The organism is Acinetobacter sp. ACNIH3 (assembly GCF_002918965.1).
GTDB lineage: Bacteria > Pseudomonadota > Gammaproteobacteria > Pseudomonadales > Moraxellaceae > Acinetobacter > Acinetobacter schindleri.
Genome location: NZ_PQLP01000022.1, coordinates 18,625 through 38,067, shown reverse-complemented (window position 1 = coordinate 38,067; position 19,443 = coordinate 18,625). Strand labels below are relative to the sequence as shown.

The following is a 19,443-nucleotide window of genomic DNA, read 5'->3' as shown; positions in this document are numbered from 1 at the left end:
TACTATTGGTTGGTAATTAACTATAAGTATGCGTGTATTTTATTTTCTTAATCCCAAAATGAAATATGTGCTTCAATCAAGATAGATTTAACGTAAACAGTATAAGTATCGCATTCACATTTATCGCTAAAGCCTAAATCAGTCCAGCATCTCTAAACAATTCCCGATAGGCTTCCGCTTTTTTCTCCAAAGCCAATGGATAGGCTCGTGATGATGATGGCATTCGATAGAGTTTTAGTTCGCGTCCAGCAAAATGTGCTTTACTCGGCTGCCCGATAGCAGGTTTTTCTGTGCCTTCAGGCATGGATAGCATCAGGGTTTCGGCCGCTTTATCGCCTGTGGTCATAATGCTATGACATAAAGGCATCTGAACAAGCAGTTTGTTGAGGTCAGTTGGCGTAACAATTTCCAGAAATTTATCTGAAGCATTCCCTTTCAATCGCCGGATCTGATACGCCGTATCAAAAATCGCAATACCTTTTTCCAGCAAAAATTCCCGAATCAGCATCTCCTGAAAATTCTTATTGGCAAGATCTAGAAAGTAATCTTTATTATGAAAGAAAATTAAACCAAATATCCGCCACATATCATTTTGATAATTTGGATAATAGAAACGCATTTTCCAACGTGTTTCTGGTGGCGGAAAACTGCCCATCATCAGAAGTTTGGAATTTTCCGGTAAGAAAGGTTCTAGAGGATGGGTTTCAATATCCGACATAAAATTCCATTAAATTAGTATATAGAAATTCTATTCTAAAATTTTTGGCGGATTTTTGTAGCAACTTCCTGTCCCCAAAGCGTATAAACTTCTTTACTCGGGTGAAAACCGTCTTTGGCCATTTCCAGATTAAGTGCCTGATATTGTTTGATATCGTACTCAATCCACTGCATATTGGCTTTCTTGCTGACAAATTTCTCCAGCTCAGAGTTCATGGCTTTGGCATAACGACCAAATAACCAGGCCAATGGATTTGGTAAAGCCGGGAACATGTTCATTGGTGGAACGCCGGCCGCGATAATTAACTCAGGACTAAAGCAACTTTCAATTGTCTGATAAAGTTTCTGCTGCTTTTTAATCCACACATCTGCGGGTATCAGCTTGGTAACATCATTTACACCGACTGAAGTCACCACAACATCATAGTGTTCAGCCGGAATTTTTTCTAATACGCGAATGACGTTGGAAGTCGCATCTCCCGTTTTCGCCTGAAGTTTCCAGCGAATCTGATAATCTTGCTGGAGCTGACTTAAGATTGCCCCAGTTAATGCGTCTTCTTGATGATCTACGCCTACACCGGCTGCTGCCGAATCTCCAACAATCAGGATGGATAAAGGTTTCCCCTGCCCAATCAGACCTTCGCGTTCCCCAGCAGGTTCTGGTAATCGTAGCGTTTTTTTCTTGACGCGATTACCCTGGATGACTAGAGCAGGTATTAAGGCAATCGTGGCAGCTTTGAGCAACATAATAGATTAATTTACATAAGAATAGGATGAATTTTACCCCAGTTTATAATTTTCGAGGGCTTTGTTGCACAAACCTATCATTAAAGGCTTATTCAGCAATATAATTTCCGAATGAATAAGCCTACACCTAAAATCTATCGTACAATGAATTGGTCCTCTTATAATCGTGCCTTAATCAATCGAGGAAATATCTCGATTTGGTTTGATCCTGGCACTCAATGGTATGCCCAGCCAAAAGGCAAACAAGGAAGAAATCAAACTTATTCCGATACAGCCATTCAATGCTGTCTTATGATCAGATCTCTATTTCGACTCTCTTTACGTATGGCAACCAGTTTTGTTCAAAGCCTCATTAAACTTTGCGGGTTAGATTGGACAGCTCCGGATTATTCCAGCCTCTGCAGAAGACAAAAACATATTGATATTGCAATTAGCTATTTTTAGCAGATAGAGCAGGTATTTCAGTATCGGAAGTTACTGCATCACTTAATGATGAAAGCTGTAAAATCATAGCTGAAGAAAATCGAAAAGAATTACTAGATAAAGGCTTATGGGGGGTTCCATCATTTTATGTGGAAGGATACTCCGCCTTATGGGGGCAAGATCGGATTTGGATGCTTGAAAGAGATTTAATTCAAAGCCTGTCTATCTAAATATTGCTAAATGCTTAATTCATTTTTAATGAAAATATTTTGAAATCGATTTTCAAAATTAGGGGAAAATAAATCTATTCTCCTCAAGAAAAATCCCCATTTAATATAATAGCGGTTATACAAAGTGAAATAAGAAATCGTTAAATATATTTTAACGATTTCTTTTAAAGACCAGATCACATTTACCCGGTATCTGTTCACCATTTACATTCATGACAAGAGTCGAACCACGTGCTTTGCCCTTACATGCATTTTGCACAGCGGGAGCGCGCATTGCGTCATAGTCCAAGGCATTTACTTGAGCAGGTTTAAAGCCGATCTGACATGAGCCTTTTATGGTACGACCCTCAATTTTAACCGTAAGCTTTACATGAGGTCCTTTTCCCTCACACAATCGGGTCATATCCGGATTTTTTCCTTCATCAGATGCTGCTTGAGCATATGGCATTGCTGTCAATACCAGAATAATGATAAAAGCTAATTTTTTCATTTGGTTATAAGCCCATATACATATATTCACCAACCCTTAGCTATGCTAAACCATAATGTATGATCATATTTATAAAAAATAATTTCCAGACATTATTTTCTTAATTTTTAAAGTCAAAATGCTTCAATTCCAAAAATAAAAAAGCCCCGTTAGGAGCTTTTTGATCATACAAACAAGAATTATCCTAGTTTATTCACTAGTTTTAGTGGCAATACTTTCATAGCCAAGCCCAACGGTAACCAAGGCCATTTTGGTACATACGCTTTAACCGGTGCTTTTTCAATTTCAGCAGCCAATAAACGCGAACCCGTTTTTTCGTCTACCTCAAATGGCAGTTTTTTCGCACCTTCATTAATTTCAGTACGAATATAACCCGGGAAAATCGTCGTCACTTTAATAGGTGTATCAATCAGCTCTGCACGAATTCCTTCTGCCAGATGCGCGACTCCGGCCTTACTTGCACCGTAAGCGGTCAGGTGTTTTGGCATACCACGCATTGCGCTCATGGATGAAATCATGACCAAATGACCTGAGTTTTGCGCACGAAAAATCTCCACTGCAGCTTCACACTGGGCTAAGGCAGAAATAAAATTGGTTTCCACCGTAGCTTTGTTAATAGCAAAGTTGCCTTTTCCAATACGACGACCTTCACCAACGCCAGCATTCACGATAATTCGGTCAATGCTACCAAACTCTTCCTTAAAGGCACGGAATACTTCAAAGACCTGATCATAGTTGGTCACATCCAGGGTTTTAGCACTCACTTTGATCCCGTACTGGTTTTCCAGTTCCTGCTTTAAAGATTCCAGACGTTCCATACGACGCGCACAGATTGCCAGGTTATAACCTTTTTGTGCAAATTCACGTGCCATACCTGCACCAATTCCGGAACTTGCCCCGGTAATTAGAATTGTTTTAGCCATTTTTTATTCCTTTAAAATCATTTTGTTCCAGATCTTTTAGATCCAGGTGAGTAATTCTGGTTGATTTGCCTTAATAAAATGATGTTCATTCAGACTAAGTAACTGCGGTTCATTACCCACCAAACGCAAAGTCGTCATGCTGGTATTGGCAATGGCCCAGTTTAAGGCAAAAGTTTTGCTTGGACTCAAGCCTAGAATTTTCCCTGCTGCCACAGAGATAACGCCACCCGAAGTAAATACTACAGCATAGCGCGGTCTTTTCTCAGCCAGTTCATCGCATAGATCTTGCAATCCAGATTCAACACGGTTTTTAAAATCTGGCCAGGATTCTTCATATTCATGGTGATAATCTCCCCCCGTCCAGCGTTCAATTGCCCCTTCAAAGATTTTGCTTAAATACGCTCGAGGATTGGCATGTTGTGCCACATCTTCTTTTAATAATTCCGGCTGATTAAATCGCGGCTCATACCTAGCAAAGACTTGAGTATGATTAAACTCATTCCAGGCAGGATTGGTAATCAATTCACTTTCAGGAAAACACTCATCCAGGCACAGTTGCGCCGTTTGCTGATGACGATGCATTGATCCAGCCATCACCACAGGTGCTTCTTTAAGAATAGAGTCGAAATAACGTCCAAGTAACTTGGCTTGCAGTTCACCGTTGGGAGAAAGCTGATCATAGCTTTCTGCTCCAAAAGATGCCTGGCCATGTCGAATCAGGTAAATGGTGGTCATTTTGGCATTAACTCTTTAAATTTATTCATATACTTCTGGGCAAGATCATTGGCTTCGATCTTTTGTTTGCCAATCAGCTTTAAGGCACGGATATGCAATGCATGAATCACCACCCAAAAATCTTTAAACGCCGGGTTATTGGTCTGCTTATGGTAGTAACGATAATAAATCTGCTGGGCAATTACCGCTAAACGGAAAATGCCAAATACTTCATAGAAGGTCCAATTCTCTGGCTGTAATCCAGTTTTTTCCAGGTAGTAATCCACAACCTCCTTACGGGTAAACATCCCTTTTAGATTGGTCGGCTGACGGCGGGTTGCCTTGAAAATTGCATTGTCAGTCTCTTCCACCCAATAGGCTAAGGCAGAACCCAGGTCCATCAGTGGATCGCCTAGAGTCGCCATTTCCCAGTCCAGTACCCCAATCACCTGTGTTGGATTGTCAGGATCCAGAATAACATTATCAAAACGCCAGTCATTGTGAATCACACAGGTTTTAGAATCGGCAGGAATATTATCTTTTAGCCAGTTACGTACATATTTAAATGAAGGCACGTTAATCGTTTTAGCTTTGTCATAACGGCTATCCCAACCTTCTACCTGACGTCGGCAGTAACCCTCACCTTTGCCTAAATTTTCCAGTTCAGTACCGTGATAAGGAACCTGATGCAACTCGATCAGTTTATCAATGACATTAATACAAAGTTCGCGTACCTGAGCTTCACTAAAGTTCATCTCTTTGGGCAAGTTCGCTCGTGGAATAATGCCTTCAATGCGTTTCATCACATAGAAATCACAGCCAATCACTGATTCATCCTGACATAGCAACAACATTTCCGGAACAACTGGATAGTGATCAGCCAGTGCCCGTTGTACATGATATTCACGCGCCATGTCATGTGCAGATTTGGCTTTGGTGCCTTTAGGTGGACGACGCAGAATTAAATCGGCATTGCTATATTTCAGGCGATAAGTCCAGTTCGACGCACCACCAGAATATTGGGTGACTTCAACAGGACCCTCAATATTTTCACCGTGTTCAATCAGCCAGTTTCCTATAGCACGGACATCCAGTTCTTCACCCTCACGAACTTTTCCACCGACATCAATGACTGCCATAATATTTCCTTAAAATCTTTTTACTATCTAAATATCTTTAAACTTAAGACTTATTTTTTACGACGCGTACTATAACCACGTTTTGCCAACTCTAATTTTGCAATCATGCCCTTATGTACTTCATCCGGGCCATCTGCCAAACGTAGCGCACGTGCCTGGGCAAAGAATCCGGTCAATGGTGTATCACGTGAAACACCAGCGCCACCATGAATCTGGATTGCCATATCCACGACTTTTTCCAGCACACTTGGTGCCACGACTTTAATGGCAGAGATTTCTGTCAAAGCCGCCATGTTCCCTAAAGTATCCATTTTATAGGCAGCATACAAGGTTAATAATCGCGCCTGATCAATCGCAACCCGTGCTTCTGCGACCCGTTCCAGATTGCCACCCAGTTTCAAAATCTCTTTACCAAACGCCGTGCGGCTCATGCCACGGTCAATCATCAGTTCTAGAGATTTTTCTGCTGCGCCAATACAACGCATACAGTGATGAATACGACCTGGGCCTAAGCGACCTTGGGCAATTTCAAAGCCCTGGCCAGCGCCCCCAATAAAATTGGATACCGGTACCCGCACATTATCAAAACTAACTTCGCCGTGGCCATGCGGAGCATCATAATCACCAAAGACGGGCAACATACGCTCGATTTTCACACCCGCAGTATCAACTGGAACTAAAACCATGGAATGCTGGTGATGACGGTCTTTAGTTTCATCGGGAGTATGTGCCATAAAGATAATGACTTTGGCATTTGGATCACCCAGACCAGAGGACCACCATTTACGACCATTAAGAACAATTTCATCACCTTCAATGACCGCCGTTGCCTGCATGTTGGTGGCATCACTGGATGCAACTGCGGGTTCAGTCATACAGAACACCGAGCGGATTTTTCCCTCTAATAACGGCATGAGCCATTGCTGTTTCTGTTGTTCAGATCCATAACGCCACAATACTTCCATATTGCCGCTATCTGGAGCATTACAGTTAAATACCGTTGGTGCAATCAGGCTACGTCCAGACAGTTCAGCAATATGCGCATATTCATTGACTGACAATCCTTGACCCAATTCAGCACAAGGCAGGAACATATTCCATAGCCCTGCTGCTTTGGCTTTGGCTTTTAAATTTTCCAGTTCAGCCGGCCATTGCCATTTGGTCCAGTCACCACCCTGATTCAGCTCATGCACCTGATGCCAGAAATCTGCCTCAATTGGCTCGATCTCATCTCTAATAAATTTTCTGGTGCGTTCAACGTAGTCCTGTGCACGTGCTGATAGCTCAAACATGGCAACTTTCCTCTGGATATGATTATTCTGCTTTACAAGACCTTAACCTAAAACCTATTATGAATAAAATGATTTTATTCCATAGTTTAATATGCAACAGATTCATAATAAAAACAGTATTGATCTTCGCAGTTTCCATCGGATCGATATTAATTTATATCCACTTTTTGTTGCTGTCTTTGAACAGAAAAGTATTTCTCGGGCTGCACAAATCCTGTCAATTACCCAGTCTGCTGCCAGTCATGCCTTACAGCGTCTAAGACAGCATCTGCAGGATGATTTGTTTGTACGGACTGGTAGTAAAATGCAGCCAACGCCGTTTGCGGAACAGATTTATTCAGAAATTAAACATGCTCTCATCACCATCCAGAATATTTCCATCCAGAACCAGCAATTTGAGCCCACCTTGGTACAAAATCTAAAGATTGCTGTGCATGATGAAATCGAACCGATGATCTTGCCAAAACTGGTCGCACATTTTCAGAGTTTTAATCTGGATATTCAGTTTGTCAGTATTAAACTGGACCGAAAGAATATTGTTTCTGATTTAGCAACCCAGCAAGTTGATTTTGTGATCGATCTGGAACAGCCTTTGGGCGACAAAATCCAGTTTGAATTACTGGATCAGGATGAGTTTGTCGTCTGTACTCAACAGCAACAAGTCACGGAAAAAAGTTATCTCGCCTCCCCACATATTGGTGTGTCTTCGCGCCGGACTGGGGTATTGGTTGAAGATCTGTATTTAAGCCGTAATCACCTATCCCGGCAAATTTTCCTGCGTTGTCAGCATTACTCGACGGCGTTACAGATTTTGCAGCAGCATCCCTCAGCGATGCTCACCATTCCTCGAAATGTTTTAAATCATTTGCATATTGATAAAAGCCTGAAAATTTTTGAAGTCCCTGTAAAACTGCAGAAAATTAATATGGGGATGTATTGGTATAAGGATTTACAAGAGAATAAGAGACATCAATTTTTACGAAGTGAAATTAATAAAATTTTTGCTTAGGCTATTTTTATAAGTGAATTTTAAAAATGCTTAGGCTATTTATGGAGCCTTAAAAAGTTTATTCCTAAGAATCGCAGCTTGGTTTTTTTGTTATTTGCTTAGGCTATTTTGTTTGCTTAAAAAATCCTCGTATGAATAGTTACAAAGCCTTAAGACGTGAGGCTTTGATCTAGAATGAACACTTTATAAGTCAGCTATTTCTTCACCTGACTACGCTTGTTCTGGATTTTAATTTTGTTGCATCTCTCAACTTCTTGGCAAATTGTACTTGGCCTTGTGGCTCTATGTTTCTCCTATTATTTGCTGCACAAACTTGTAGTGTTTTTACAAGAACTGTTCCGCCCCTTCAAAAAAGGCAAAAAATACTGGTGTCGAGTTAAGGCCGTCAGCGATGGCGACACCCTCACCTGCTATCGTTTCAATATCCGTCGTTCAGAAACCCGCTTACGCTTTGCCTATGTGGATGCACCTGAATCCAGTCAGGCCTATGGCAAGGAATCCCAGCAGCTGGTCGCAAAAATGATCAAGAATAGACTGGTCCGTGTACAAATTACCGATATTGACCGTCATGGACGCTGTGTTGGAGTCATTTACCGACGTCGTAAAAATGTCAATGAAGAACTGATCAAGCGTGGTGCGGCTTGGGTTTATGAAGAATATATCCGTGACAAGAAACACCTCTCCTATCTGATGAGCCTGCAAAGCAATGCCAAGAAAAATAAGAAAGGTCTCTGGCGCGGCACACATCCGGTACGACCAAGTGTTTACCGTAAACAGAAAAAATCCTGAACAGAATAAAGAGCCTTTGGCTCACTGCCGTCTCACAATTTTAATCAGGCTATGTATTAGGTCATCAGAGCAATTCGATAATTTTTAAATATATGATATTATTATATATTTATAATTATATATGCACAGCCTTATCTTCTCTTTAAAAGTTTAAATGGCTTTGTGCAGGCAGAATCATACTTTGGAAAAACTCAAAATAGGCAAAAGTCTTTTATTTCCCCATTACGACGTCGTGTCGTGATGGGGAATGTGTTGCATCCCTGCCACCCGCGCGTATCTAAAATCTAATCACTGCAACTCTGGGACATGCCTTTCCGCTATCTTTTATTTTAGCTGATGCTTATAAATAGTTTCGGTAAATTCGCCAAAGACTGAGACTTTTTCGAACAGATGCTCGCTATACATCAAGTCATCAATTAGACGCTCGGCATCGGCATGCTGTATTCCGCTAAGTTGAGTAACTAATTCAATATTAGCTGACGTGATCTCTTCACAAGTGACGGCAACTGAATCTGTCTTCCTTTTCCATAACAGTTTTTTAAATTCGATTTCAGTTAAATCAAAATGCTGTTGCATCAATTTGTGCTGGATAACCTGTATACCGAATGATTCAAGTAATATTTTCAACCCAGCATCCAGTTCATTTCCGATGACAATCAGGCTCTTACAATTTGGGTCAAGTAAGGCCTTGAATACGGCATAGCGCTGTAAATCTGGCATGGAACAACCATCAGTTGCCAAATCAAAGCAAATATCCATTTCCTGTAAGGCCTGGGTATGGTTTAGTTTCAGCGCTTCTACCCGGAAATATTCTCCCAGCACCTGTTGCAGTTCAGTATTGGCTGGAGCGATAAAGATAGTTTTATGTTTTAGCACGGACAGAATAAGCGGACTAAAGACATAACTCAGTCGAGAAGCATCAAATTGATCCAGCAACATTACATGATGAATTGTTTCAGTATATCCGCGTGTCTGTGCTGCCTCTTTAACTGCGTGGATCAGCTGTTCAGGTAAGGTAATTGCTGGTTGATGTAAATCCATGATTAAATTAGAACTGCTTTTAAAACATTCACTAATAATTGTTGTTAGGTCTAAATCCTGCATAAATTCACCTTAGCCACTGCTCGCATCCAGATTTGCATGTTAAAGAAAACCAAAGATTTTTCCCACCAGATTAGCTCATTTACTCCTTGAAATATCTGTTAAGCCATATCGGAGCAACTGATACATCACTTGAATTTTTATATTTATAAGCGTAAATTAAGCAAATTTAGTTAACTAGGTTAACATTATTCCTTATGGATACTACCTCCCGTTTTAGATTTGCATTATTACGCTGTGCAAGATTGCTCGGGGATGAAATGAATGCTGTGTTAATTGAACACGGCTTAAATTATTCCTTATGGCAAAGTCTGGTCATTATCAAAATGAATGGTCAATGTACAGCACTGGATATCGCCCAGGAACTCAGGATTTCAAAACCTGCTGTAACTAAGCGTTTAAATACTTTGATGGAAATGAACTTTATTGAATCACAACCAATGACAGATAAACGCCAGAAATTACTGCAGCTATCTGAAATGGGTGAACAACAGTTCCAGCAATGTTGCGGCAAAATTGATGTTTTGGAAGCAGAATTACTGCAAGACTTCAATAAAGATGAGCTGAAACGTGCTCATGCTTTTGTTTTAGAGTTTATGCATTCCCTTCAGGCGAGAAAGGAGCTTCAACATGACTGAGGCTCCATCCAAGCTTTGGACGAAAAATTTTATTTTTCTTAGTGCAATGAACTTCCAGCTGGTTCTGGTGTTCTATCTACTGGTCATTGTCAGTGTTGGTTATGCTTTAGCTGAACTGGATGCCACTACTGCACAAGCAGGGTTAATCTCCGGTGTATTCGTGGTCGGGACTTTAGTTGGCCGATTGCTGATAGGAAAATTCCTGCCCAATCTGGGTGCCAAAGCCAGTCTGGTTGCTGGAGCCTTGGGCTTTTTCCTGTTCTCTGGTCTGTATTTTATTCCAGTAGATGTACCTTATCTGATTGCGATCCGCTTTGCTCACGGCTTTATGATGGGTGTCGCAGGGACTGTTATTGGAACTGTCATTGCCCAGACCATTCCAGCAACTCGACGTGCTGAAGGCATTGGCTACTTCAGTACCAGTAGTACGCTAGCCACTGCAGTTGGTCCATTCCTGGCGATCTGGCTAATGTCACAATATGACTATAAGGTGATTTTTACTTTTACTTCTATTGTGGCTTTCACCTGTCTGCTCTTCAGTTTTGGTGTTGATACTTCAAAAGTAAAACTGACTGCAAAAGCTGGTACGCAGCAGTCTGCTCAGCCTACTTCACGTCTGGCGCAGTTTGTTGAGCCTAAAGCTTTTCCTATTGCAGTTATTATCCTGATTGCTGGTGCATGTTATTCTGGCGTACTGTCTTTTCTTAACCTGTATGCCAAGGAAATTGATCTCTTGCAGGCAGCTTCGTTCTTCTTCCTGATGTATGCAGCCGCAATTTTGATTTCTCGCCCATTTACCGGCCCATTGATGGATCGTAAAGGCGAAAACATCATCATGTATCCTGCGATTGTGATTATGGCAATCGGTATTGGTTTGCTCAGTCAGGCACATAATTCATGGATGCTCCTCACTAGTGCAGCGTTATTAGGTTTTGGTTATGGCAATATTCAATCCATTTGCCAGACCATTGCGGTAAAAAGTACCACAATAGAGCGTATGGGACTGGCAACATCAACCTTCTTTATTGCTCTTGATGCTGCACTTGGTTTTGGACCGTATTTTATTGGCCAGTTTCTGGATCAGATCGGTTATCAGCATTTGTATTTGTATAGTGCGGTCATTACACTCAGCTGTCTGCTTTGGTATTATCTGCTGCATGGACGTAAAGTTAAAGCTGCTGCAACTTGATGACATGCTAAAAGCGCCGGCTAAATCGACGGCGATATTCTAACGGGGTTAACCCCGTTTTTTTATGGAATAATCGCCTGAAAGAGCTTGGATCATGATAACCGACATGTTGCATGATCAAATCCACCGCCTGTTCAGTTTCTTCCAGCCTTTTACGGGCTGCTTCAATCCGAAGGGCTTGCAGATACTGATTGGGTGGCACATCCAGTGCCTGTTTAAAACGTCTAATCAAAGTACGTGTGGTGAGGTTAAAACGTGTTGCCAGTTGTTCCAGATTAAGTGCTTCATGAAAATGCTGTTCCAGCCAATCCTGTACTTTTTGTACCAGCTCATCATGATGCGGCTTGCCAATTTTTAGTAAGGAATAAGACAGCTGGCTGTCACGCCGGTAATCAATCACAAAGGATTTGGCTGACTGCATCGCCAGCTCAAAACCATAGTAGCGTTCAATCAGGTGCAGTCCTAAGTCAAACCAGGCCAGGCCACCACCTGCACAGTAGATATGCTGATCCCGGCTAATCAGCTGATCGGCATGAAGCTTTACTTTAGGGTAAAGAGTCTGAAACATATCCTGAAAGCCCCAATGCGTGGTCGCCTGGCGATCATTCAAAATACCGGCTTCAGCCAAAAAGAAATTCCCCGTACAGTTTCCTGCAATCACTTTCTGCTGCCGGTCTGCTTCTTTTAAATAACGGATCAGTTCCGGATTCTGTTGCAAGGTTTCGATAATCGGCCCAGCAATCGTAGGGACAATGGCAATATCTACATCCTTGATATCTGCATAAGCTAAATGTGCCTGGATCAATATCCCATTAATACAACGGATCGCCTGCCCTTGGGCACTGGCAATTTCTACCTGAAACAGACGATGAATTTCCTGCTGCTGAATCCGGTTCCAGCTCACGCCCGCCATGGCAAATAAATCCACGACTCCAGTAATAGCCGATGCTAAAGCCCCATCAAAACCTAAAACCACCACCTTTTTCATCTGAATATCATTGTCACTTTTCACATCTTAAGTGTCATTATTGACAATTCTAAAAAATAAAAGCAACTACTAGTCTTAAACACATCATATGAATACTCGATTTAAAACTAAGTATGACTCAACTTATCAATGACAAAGACTTGAATTTCCTGCTGTATGACGTTTTTAAACTGGAACAGCTGACCGAGCTTGAACGTTATCAGGAACATGATAAAACCACCTTTGACAGTATTTTAGATACGGCCAAAGGCATCGCTACCGATTATTTTGCGCCGCACAATGCCAAAGCAGATCAGCACGAACCAACTTTTGACGGCAAAAAAGTCGAAACCATTGCTGAAGTCAAAACTGCATGGAAACAGTTTTCCGATGCCGGATTACTCTGCGCTCAACATGATTATAATGCCGGTGGTATGCAGTTACCGATTCTGGTCAATATGGCGTGTAATGCCTTTTTTATGTCTGCCAATCCATCAACGGTAGCTTATTCTTTCTTGACCGCTGCCGCAGCCAATGTGATTCAGGCTTTCGGCACTGAGGAACAGAAACACACATTTGTACCCCATATGTTCAGCGGCCGTTTTTCTGGCACCATGGCACTGACAGAACCGGATGTCGGTTCATCCCTTGGTGATCTGACTACGAAGGCCATCCCTCAGGCAGATGGATCCTATCGGATTAAAGGTCAAAAGATGTTTATCTCTGGGGGTGACCAGGACATTACTGAAAATATTGTGCATCTTGTGCTTGCCCGGATTCAGGATGCACCTCAAGGCGTGAAGGGTATTTCCCTGTTTATTGTGCCAAAATTCAAGACCCGTGCCGATGGTTCACTTGATGAGTCTAATGATGTTCAATTGGCCGGCCTACTGCATAAAATGGGCTATCGCGGGACTACCTCGACGGTGCTGAGCTTTGGGGAAAATGACAATTGCTTAGGCTATTTACTTGGTGAAGCAGGTCATGGTTTAAAATATATGTTCAAGATGATGAATGAAGCACGTGTCGGTGTGGGACTTGGTGCGGCAATGATTGGCTATCGTGGTTATCTGGAGTCTCTGAATTATGCCAAAAACCGTCCACAAGGACGTCCGGTAGCCGATAAAGATCCAAATAGTAAACCAGTGAATATCATTGAGCATAGCGATGTTAAACGTATGCTGTTGACCCAGAAGTCCTATGTTGAAGCATCACTGGCACTGTGTCTGTTTGCAGCCCGCCTGATTGATGAACATCAGGCAGCTCAGGATGAAGAGAGTGCTATTTTGCTGGATCTGATTACACCAGTGGTCAAATCCTTCCCTTCTGCCTATGGCCCCAAAGCCAATGACCTGGCGATTCAGGTCTTGGGTGGTGCAGGTTATACCCGTGAATATCCGATTGAACAGTGCTACCGGGACAACCGTCTGAATCCAATCCATGAAGGCACTTATGGCATTCAGTCTCTAGATCTACTCGGTCGTAAACTGTGGCAACACAACGGTAAAGGTTTAAGCCTGCTCATGCAGCGTATCCAGAAAACTTTATCCGAGATTCAGGATCATAAGTTAGCTGAACTGGCAGAAACTTTTAAAAAGCATCTTGCGACTGTGCAAAAAACCACGCAGGTTTTAGGTCAGGCTTTGCATCAAGGCCGAGTTGAGGCAGCATTGGCGAATTCAGGTTTATATCTGGATATGATGGGTAAAACTATTATTGCCTGGTTATGGCTGGAAATGGCGAATCAGGCACAGTTAAAATTTGCCTCGTCTGACTATGCGGAAGATCAACAATTCCTGACAGGAAAAATGCAGGCAGCTCAATACTTTATCCGCTGGGAACTGCCTGAAGTTGAACATCAGGCACAATTACTGATGAACTTTGATGATACCTGCCTGAATATGCAGCCAGAATGGTTTTAAGATTTAACGAAAATGAATAAAAAATGCGCCCTGAAAGGCGCATTTTTTATTCAAAACTGGAAATAGTTAAGCTGCATTATCTTGTATGCCAAATTTTCTGAAAATCTGCTTGCGTTTAGCAGGCAAGATATTGGCTTTGTTCAGGTCGCCTTGATAATGTTGATACACACGCTTATCCATCATTTTATACCACAATGGTGGTATCAAAGCTGGAATCAGCATGGTCGCATAACCGCTTGGCAAGACAGGTGCTTCCTCAAAATTGCGCAATGCCTGAAACGGCCGGCTTGGGAACGCATGATGATCAGAATGGCGTTGTAACTGATACAGAAACAGGTTGGTAACAATATTGTTATTGTTCCAGCTGTGTTCAGGCAAAGTACGCTCGTATTTACCTTTCTCAGTTTCAGCACGCTTCAAACCATAATGTTCAATATAATTGACAATTTCAAACAGGCTGATGCCATAAAATGCCTGTGTTAACGTATATGGAATAATCTTCTTGCCAAAGGTTTTCAGCATCAAGGCATGATAAGCAGCACTCATCCCCCAGCCATGAAACAATTCATTTTCCTTGCTAAAGAAACTCAAGCCTTTACGCTGTAAACGGCGTTTTTCAATTTCAATTGCAGATTTAAGTCCACCAAATACCGTACGTGGCCAGAATTTGTAAAATGACTCCCCCATTTTTGATGAGGCAGGGTCTTCAGGCGTCGCGACCCGTTTATGATGTCCATAAGGATGTTCAATCCGGAAATGGTTATAAGCCAATGGCATCAGGCTGGCATGTGACCAGTAGTGATCAGATTTATTCGGGCGGTGACTCAGTTCATGGGCGGTGTTTACACCGACTCCATTAATTGCACCCATCGAGATCCCGAGTAGAACCTGATCGGTCAATGAGACATTGGGGCGTGATACCACATAGCCTGCAAAAGCATTAGCAGCCATTTGCAAAGGAATAAACAATTTTACGATACGGTCATAATAAGGATCTTTGATTAAAGCTTTGATCTGATCATCGCTGGGATTATTTTCATCTTCACCAATCAGAGCATCTAGTGTCGGAATGATGACATGCAGTAATAATGGACCACCCAAGGCAAAAACTTTCTTGGTGGCTTTCGGTCCAAAATGGTAGCCGGCCAAAATACCCATACCGATGACTGGCAGACCGGGACTCAACAGCCATCCGAAACGTTTTTTATCTAGCTGGCGGCCCTTCAGCAACTGAGCGTCCTGCTCCAGGTGAATATTTGTGATTTTTGCAGGGGCATTCATTGCGACCCTCCTGTTTTATGTTACCCTGCCCTTATAGTTAAATAATTCAGCGCATGTGCACAGTTGTCAGCGTCCAGAAAAGCTATGTCAGCGTCTTTGTCCTGATCAGCCGATTTCTGACCTCAATTCACATGCAGACTTAATTAAAAATACCTTTTTAATTCAGAATAGAACACGCATGGATGCGCTTAGTAAAATTTTTGATGACATACATTTAGCCAAATCAGAATATATCTATCTGAATGTTCATCATCCTTATCGACTGTTATACAGACATGAACCGTCCATGCTGGCCTATGTGATTTTGCATGGACAGGCACAGCTCAGCTTTGAAGATTCAGACCATGTCATTGTCTTACAGCAGGGTGATCTGATTCTGCTTCCATCTGCCAAAGCGCACCAGCTGCATTGTCCAAATGATCAAGAACTAACACAAAGTAGTCCCATTAACAGCTTCTTTGCTTCGCATTCACAGCAAAGTATTGATTTCGGTCAGGTCCAGCCACAACGCAACTTTATTCTGGCGATTCGTTCAAAAATGGATATCCAGATGGCGCGACCGCTAATTACCTCTTTGCCGGATTATCTGCATATCCAGCATATTTTGAGTGATTCAGCCCCGGAATGGTTACAGATCGGATTACAGTTCCTGGCTTTAGAAACCCAGAATACACGTCCGGGCCGTGACCGTATTCTCGATCATCTGGTCAGTATTTTACTTATTGAATGTGTGCGGGATTATATTTTGAATGCCCGGCATGCCTCCAGCTGGTTAAATGCCTTAAGCCATCCTGAACTTTCCAGTGCCTTAGCTGCCATTCATGGCCAGCCAGAACAGAGCTGGACCGTTGAAAGTCTGGCTGAACAATGCCATATGTCACGTTCCAAATTTGCACAATTGTTTACACAAGTGGTCGGTGAAACGCCTTTGGCTTATCTGCAACAGCACAGGATGCGTCTGGCAGCACGTTATTTAAGAGATGGCTTAATGACCGTACAACAGATTGCGCATCGCGTAGGTTATTCTTCAGAAACTGCATTTAGTCAGAGTTTTAAAAAGCAGTTTGAACTGACTCCGAGCCAGTATCGTCAGCAGCATCAGGGTCAACAATAGCTGAGAAGATTATTTTACCAGTTCTAAAATGGCAGTCACAGGATCTTCACTATTCCCTGAAAGTAGTTGCTTATGCATGGTCAGATGCTGCATCGCCTGAATCTGTGCTGCTTCAATATTCATTAATGCTTCAATTTCGGCAGCAAGATTCTCGGGGGTTGCTTCAGATTGAATCAGCTCCTGAATCACTTTCTTGCCCGCAATAATATTTGGCAATGAATAGTACTGAATTTTCACCAGAAGTTTAACAATACGATAAGTCAGCCAATGTAATTTATAGAAAGTCACCATTGGACGATGTAACAACATTGCTTCCAGAGTTGCTGTTCCCGATGCCAAAGCGACGATATCTGCTGCATTCATGACCTGACGACCGATTTTAGAATCGCTACCGGTATTTTCCATCAGACGAATTCGGGTCTGTAAGCTTTCTGGATAAGTTTGCAGCAAGGCTTGAATTTGCTGCTTACGTGCATCATTGATGGCAGGAACCAGGAAGATATATTCAGGATGTTTTTGTTGCAAAATTTGTGCAGTATCCAGCACCAATGGCCCAAGACGTTCAATTTCTCCACGGCGGCTGCCTGGCAGCAAGGCAATATATTTCTGGGCAGGATCGAGTCCCAGCTCCTGCTTTGCTTCAGCCAGTGGATTCTGTATCGGCAATTGACTCGCTAATGGATGACCGACAAATGCAGCGGGTACCTGCCATTTTTGATAAAAGACTTTTTCAAATGGAAACAAACACAGTACCAGATCGATACTGGCTTTAATGCCATGTACACGTCCCTGACGCCACGCCCAGACAGAAGGACTGACATACTGAACGGTTTTGATCGGCAACTGTCGTTGCTTGATACTCTTGGATAAACGCAGGTTAAAGTCTGGTGCATCAATGCCGATAAATACATCGACTGGGTCTTTCGTCCAGGCCTCCACCAGTCCATCACGTACAGCAAACAGCTTACGGATATCTTTTAAGACTTCGACAATACCCATCACTGACAGAATATCCATTGGATAATAGCTTTTAAAACCTTCTGCCATCATCTGTGGACCACCAATGCCCTCAAATTCAGCATCAATACCCTGCTCACGAAAACGACGAATCAGACTGGCACCTAAGGTATCTCCCGATACTTCACCCACGACGATTCCAATTTTAAGCTTCCGTTTTTGCAAGATGTGATCCTCAGAGAATTGCTGTCAGCATATTAGCATAAGACGAAAAACTTAAGGCTGAACTTGATCCCGATCTGCATGAAATGGTTGAAAAATGATGAATCTAAGAATTTAAAGCGCTATATCTACAAATATAATGATGACTACAGGGATTTTCTGAATTTACTTTAGATAAGAATGACCAGGATCACCATGACTACAAATATGCTCAATTGAAAAATGATATAAAGAATGATCTACCAAACTTCTAATTTCCCTTATCACGACCAGCCTATTTTTAAATCAAATAAATTTGCTTATTTTAATAAAGAAGAAATTTTATACTATTAATTATATTTCATGAATTCAATTCCATTTATCTTCCTCGTATTTCCTAACTATAAGAAAATTCTTTAGAAAGCTTACCGGACTTATCCTTTAGACCAGTTTTTTCGATAATAAAACACCTCATTAATCACTTGCTTTATCTTATTTTGGAATAAGCAAATCATTAATCAAGACAACTACTTATCTTTAATAGTCATAAGATATGCTCGTTTTTTGATATTGGCATATATAGATGTTTGGTCCGATTGAGTTTATTTTAGCAGGTGTGTTAGTTGGTTTCTGTGTAGGGATTACTGGTGTCGGCGGTGGTTCACTGATGACCCCTATTTTAATCAGCCTATTCCGGATTGAACCGCACATTGCAATCGGTACTGACCTTCTATATGCCGCAATCTCTAAATTCTGCGGTTCTTTTGTCCATGCAAAAAAAATGAATATTATCTGGCCCATTGTGATCTGGCTGGCGATCGGCAGTATTCCTGCCTCATTTGCAACCCATTGGGTACTTGAGAACTATCTCAGTCAATCTACCCATTATAAAGCAGTACTCACCATGGTACTCGGTTTTATGCTAACGCTGACCGGTATTTCTATTGTATTCCGCGCTTCAATTGAGAAGTTCTTTAATAAATACCGTAAACAAGAACTGCCAGATATGACCCAGGATCTGGAAAAAGTCGATTTTAAATCTGGCAAAAAACGCGCTCTGATTATCATCATGGGAATCGTGCTTGGTGTTTTTGTGACCTTGTCTTCAGTGGGCGCAGGGGCATTCGGTATTATGGCATTGATTCTGATGTTCCCGAATTTGCCGATGATTCGTATTATCGGTTCTGACGTGGTGCATGCCGTACTTCTAACTTTAGTCGCAGGCTTGGGCCATATGAGCGCAGGTAATGTAGACTTTGCTTTGTTAGGCTGGTTACTGGTGGGTTCTATTCCTGCAATCGTGATCGGCACATTGATCAGTTCACGTATGCCTGAGAAAATTATCCGTAAAATTCTGGGTGTTACCCTGTTCTGTCTGGGTGTGAACTTTATGCTCAATCCAGTCAAATCCAAACCTGCTCAACCAGCTCAACCCGAGTTGGTAACCGAAGCAGAAAAATCTCAGGCCGTTTAAACTAAACCTCAGATTCATCACTTTTTTTTCAAAGATTTATTCATCTTTTTTATAACAAAGTGACGCATCATTCATGTTATATTCGGGCTATTAAACAACCTTTTGTATGATCGAACCAGTGACGGC

Annotated in this window: 18 protein-coding genes and 2 pseudogenes; 9 read left to right on the top strand and 11 right to left on the bottom strand. The window is 42.0% G+C overall.

What is annotated here, in order from left to right:
* Nucleotides 1–133: 133 nt before the first annotated feature.
* The gene (locus C3420_RS10210; protein WP_103800098.1) at nucleotides 134–718 is read right to left on the bottom strand and encodes a uracil-DNA glycosylase family protein; all 585 of its coding nucleotides are present in this window, start codon (nucleotides 716–718) and stop codon (nucleotides 134–136) included.
* Nucleotides 719–753: 35 nt separating this feature from the next.
* A complete protein-coding gene (locus C3420_RS10205; RefSeq protein WP_004809536.1) occupies nucleotides 754–1,464 on the bottom strand; it encodes an SGNH/GDSL hydrolase family protein in 711 nt (236 codons plus the stop codon).
* A 111-nt stretch (nucleotides 1,465–1,575) separates the two neighbouring features.
* Between C3420_RS10205 and C3420_RS10200 the strand changes: the two are divergent.
* A pseudogene (locus C3420_RS10200) lies at nucleotides 1,576–1,902 on the top strand (transposase); the annotation flags it as partial.
* Nucleotides 1,903–1,919: 17 nt separating this feature from the next.
* Nucleotides 1,920–2,117: pseudogene (locus C3420_RS10195) on the top strand (DsbA family protein); the annotation flags it as partial.
* A 151-nt stretch (nucleotides 2,118–2,268) separates the two neighbouring features.
* Here the strand turns inward: C3420_RS10195 and C3420_RS10190 are convergent.
* The 5 genes from C3420_RS10190 to C3420_RS10170 form a co-directional block, all read right to left on the bottom strand.
* On the bottom strand, nucleotides 2,269–2,607 hold the full coding sequence (locus C3420_RS10190) for a hypothetical protein (RefSeq protein WP_076753634.1): 339 nt from the start codon (nucleotides 2,605–2,607) through the stop codon (nucleotides 2,269–2,271).
* A gap of 179 nt (nucleotides 2,608–2,786) precedes the next feature.
* A complete protein-coding gene (locus C3420_RS10185; RefSeq protein WP_103800099.1) occupies nucleotides 2,787–3,530 on the bottom strand; it encodes an SDR family oxidoreductase in 744 nt (247 codons plus the stop codon).
* Nucleotides 3,531–3,566: 36 nt separating this feature from the next.
* A complete protein-coding gene (locus C3420_RS10180; RefSeq protein ID WP_103800100.1) occupies nucleotides 3,567–4,265 on the bottom strand; it encodes a histidine phosphatase family protein in 699 nt (232 codons plus the stop codon).
* Entirely contained in the window at nucleotides 4,262–5,383 is a 1,122-nt protein-coding gene (locus tag C3420_RS10175; protein ID WP_103800101.1) for a phosphotransferase family protein, read from the bottom strand. The genes C3420_RS10180 and C3420_RS10175 overlap by 4 nt, the downstream gene beginning before the upstream one ends.
* A 50-nt stretch (nucleotides 5,384–5,433) precedes the next feature.
* A complete protein-coding gene (locus C3420_RS10170; RefSeq protein WP_103800102.1) occupies nucleotides 5,434–6,675 on the bottom strand; it encodes an acyl-CoA dehydrogenase family protein in 1,242 nt (413 codons plus the stop codon).
* A 91-nt stretch (nucleotides 6,676–6,766) separates the two neighbouring features.
* On the opposite strand from C3420_RS10170, the gene C3420_RS10165 reads away from it, so the two are divergent.
* Complete coding sequence (locus C3420_RS10165; RefSeq protein WP_103800103.1) at nucleotides 6,767–7,684, top strand: LysR family transcriptional regulator; 918 nt, start codon at nucleotides 6,767–6,769, stop codon at nucleotides 7,682–7,684.
* Between the two features lie 234 nt (nucleotides 7,685–7,918).
* Nucleotides 7,919–8,473, top strand: coding sequence for a thermonuclease family protein (locus tag C3420_RS10160; RefSeq protein ID WP_103800104.1), 555 nt, complete (start codon nucleotides 7,919–7,921; stop codon nucleotides 8,471–8,473).
* A gap of 324 nt (nucleotides 8,474–8,797) precedes the next feature.
* Here C3420_RS10160 and C3420_RS10155 read toward each other — a convergent pair whose 3' ends face one another.
* Nucleotides 8,798–9,514, bottom strand: coding sequence for a hypothetical protein (locus tag C3420_RS10155; RefSeq protein ID WP_228152961.1), 717 nt, complete (start codon nucleotides 9,512–9,514; stop codon nucleotides 8,798–8,800).
* 320 nt (nucleotides 9,515–9,834) lie between these two features.
* Here C3420_RS10155 and C3420_RS10150 point away from each other — a divergent pair, with 320 nt between their 5' ends.
* The gene (locus C3420_RS10150) at nucleotides 9,835–10,212 is read left to right on the top strand and encodes a MarR family transcriptional regulator (RefSeq protein ID WP_227591011.1); all 378 of its coding nucleotides are present in this window, start codon (nucleotides 9,835–9,837) and stop codon (nucleotides 10,210–10,212) included.
* Nucleotides 10,205–11,401: an MFS transporter gene (locus C3420_RS10145; RefSeq protein ID WP_008307414.1), complete on the top strand. Its 1,197-nt coding sequence runs from the start codon at nucleotides 10,205–10,207 to the stop codon at nucleotides 11,399–11,401. The genes C3420_RS10150 and C3420_RS10145 overlap by 8 nt, the downstream gene beginning before the upstream one ends.
* A 7-nt stretch (nucleotides 11,402–11,408) precedes the next feature.
* On the opposite strand, the gene C3420_RS10140 is transcribed toward C3420_RS10145, so the two are convergent.
* Nucleotides 11,409–12,389: a GlxA family transcriptional regulator gene (locus C3420_RS10140; protein WP_103800117.1), complete on the bottom strand. Its 981-nt coding sequence runs from the start codon at nucleotides 12,387–12,389 to the stop codon at nucleotides 11,409–11,411.
* A 113-nt stretch (nucleotides 12,390–12,502) separates the two neighbouring features.
* Between C3420_RS10140 and C3420_RS10135 the strand changes: the two genes are divergently transcribed.
* Entirely contained in the window at nucleotides 12,503–14,290 is a 1,788-nt protein-coding gene (locus tag C3420_RS10135; protein WP_103800106.1) for an acyl-CoA dehydrogenase, read from the top strand.
* Between the two features lie 66 nt (nucleotides 14,291–14,356).
* On the opposite strand, the gene C3420_RS10130 is transcribed toward C3420_RS10135, so the two are convergent.
* Complete coding sequence (locus C3420_RS10130) at nucleotides 14,357–15,571, bottom strand: alkane 1-monooxygenase (RefSeq protein WP_103800107.1); 1,215 nt, start codon at nucleotides 15,569–15,571, stop codon at nucleotides 14,357–14,359.
* Between the two features lie 178 nt (nucleotides 15,572–15,749).
* Between C3420_RS10130 and C3420_RS10125 the strand changes: the two genes are divergently transcribed.
* Nucleotides 15,750–16,685 carry an AraC family transcriptional regulator gene (locus C3420_RS10125; RefSeq protein ID WP_034423948.1) on the top strand — a complete coding sequence of 312 codons (936 nt, stop codon included), beginning with the start codon at nucleotides 15,750–15,752 and terminating at the stop codon, nucleotides 16,683–16,685.
* A 9-nt stretch (nucleotides 16,686–16,694) separates the two neighbouring features.
* Here the strand turns inward: C3420_RS10125 and lpxB are convergent, their stop codons facing one another.
* On the bottom strand, nucleotides 16,695–17,867 hold the full coding sequence (gene lpxB / locus C3420_RS10120) for a lipid-A-disaccharide synthase (protein WP_103800109.1): 1,173 nt from the start codon (nucleotides 17,865–17,867) through the stop codon (nucleotides 16,695–16,697).
* A gap of 559 nt (nucleotides 17,868–18,426) precedes the next feature.
* Between lpxB and C3420_RS10115 the strand changes: the two genes are divergently transcribed.
* Entirely contained in the window at nucleotides 18,427–19,317 is an 891-nt protein-coding gene (locus C3420_RS10115) for a sulfite exporter TauE/SafE family protein (RefSeq protein WP_004809572.1), read from the top strand.
* Nucleotides 19,318–19,443: the final 126 nt, after the last annotated feature.

Coding starts and splice junctions, on each gene's coding strand:
- C3420_RS10210 (WP_103800098.1), bottom strand. CDS start 718: ATGTCGGATATTGAAACCCATCCTCTAGAACCTTTCTTACCGGAAAAT.
- C3420_RS10205 (WP_004809536.1), bottom strand. CDS start 1,464: ATGTTGCTCAAAGCTGCCACGATTGCCTTAATACCTGCTCTAGTCATC.
- C3420_RS10190 (WP_076753634.1), bottom strand. CDS start 2,607: ATGAAAAAATTAGCTTTTATCATTATTCTGGTATTGACAGCAATGCCA.
- C3420_RS10185 (WP_103800099.1), bottom strand. CDS start 3,530: ATGGCTAAAACAATTCTAATTACCGGGGCAAGTTCCGGAATTGGTGCA.
- C3420_RS10180 (WP_103800100.1), bottom strand. CDS start 4,265: ATGACCACCATTTACCTGATTCGACATGGCCAGGCATCTTTTGGAGCA.
- C3420_RS10175 (WP_103800101.1), bottom strand. CDS start 5,383: ATGGCAGTCATTGATGTCGGTGGAAAAGTTCGTGAGGGTGAAGAACTG.
- C3420_RS10170 (WP_103800102.1), bottom strand. CDS start 6,675: ATGTTTGAGCTATCAGCACGTGCACAGGACTACGTTGAACGCACCAGA.
- C3420_RS10165 (WP_103800103.1), top strand. CDS start 6,767: ATGCAACAGATTCATAATAAAAACAGTATTGATCTTCGCAGTTTCCAT.
- C3420_RS10155 (WP_228152961.1), bottom strand. CDS start 9,514: ATGGATTTACATCAACCAGCAATTACCTTACCTGAACAGCTGATCCAC.
- C3420_RS10150 (WP_227591011.1), top strand. CDS start 9,835: ATGAATGCTGTGTTAATTGAACACGGCTTAAATTATTCCTTATGGCAA.
- C3420_RS10145 (WP_008307414.1), top strand. CDS start 10,205: ATGACTGAGGCTCCATCCAAGCTTTGGACGAAAAATTTTATTTTTCTT.
- C3420_RS10140 (WP_103800117.1), bottom strand. CDS start 12,389: ATGAAAAAGGTGGTGGTTTTAGGTTTTGATGGGGCTTTAGCATCGGCT.
- C3420_RS10135 (WP_103800106.1), top strand. CDS start 12,503: ATGACTCAACTTATCAATGACAAAGACTTGAATTTCCTGCTGTATGAC.
- C3420_RS10130 (WP_103800107.1), bottom strand. CDS start 15,571: ATGAATGCCCCTGCAAAAATCACAAATATTCACCTGGAGCAGGACGCT.
- C3420_RS10125 (WP_034423948.1), top strand. CDS start 15,750: ATGGATGCGCTTAGTAAAATTTTTGATGACATACATTTAGCCAAATCA.
- C3420_RS10115 (WP_004809572.1), top strand. CDS start 18,427: ATGTTTGGTCCGATTGAGTTTATTTTAGCAGGTGTGTTAGTTGGTTTC.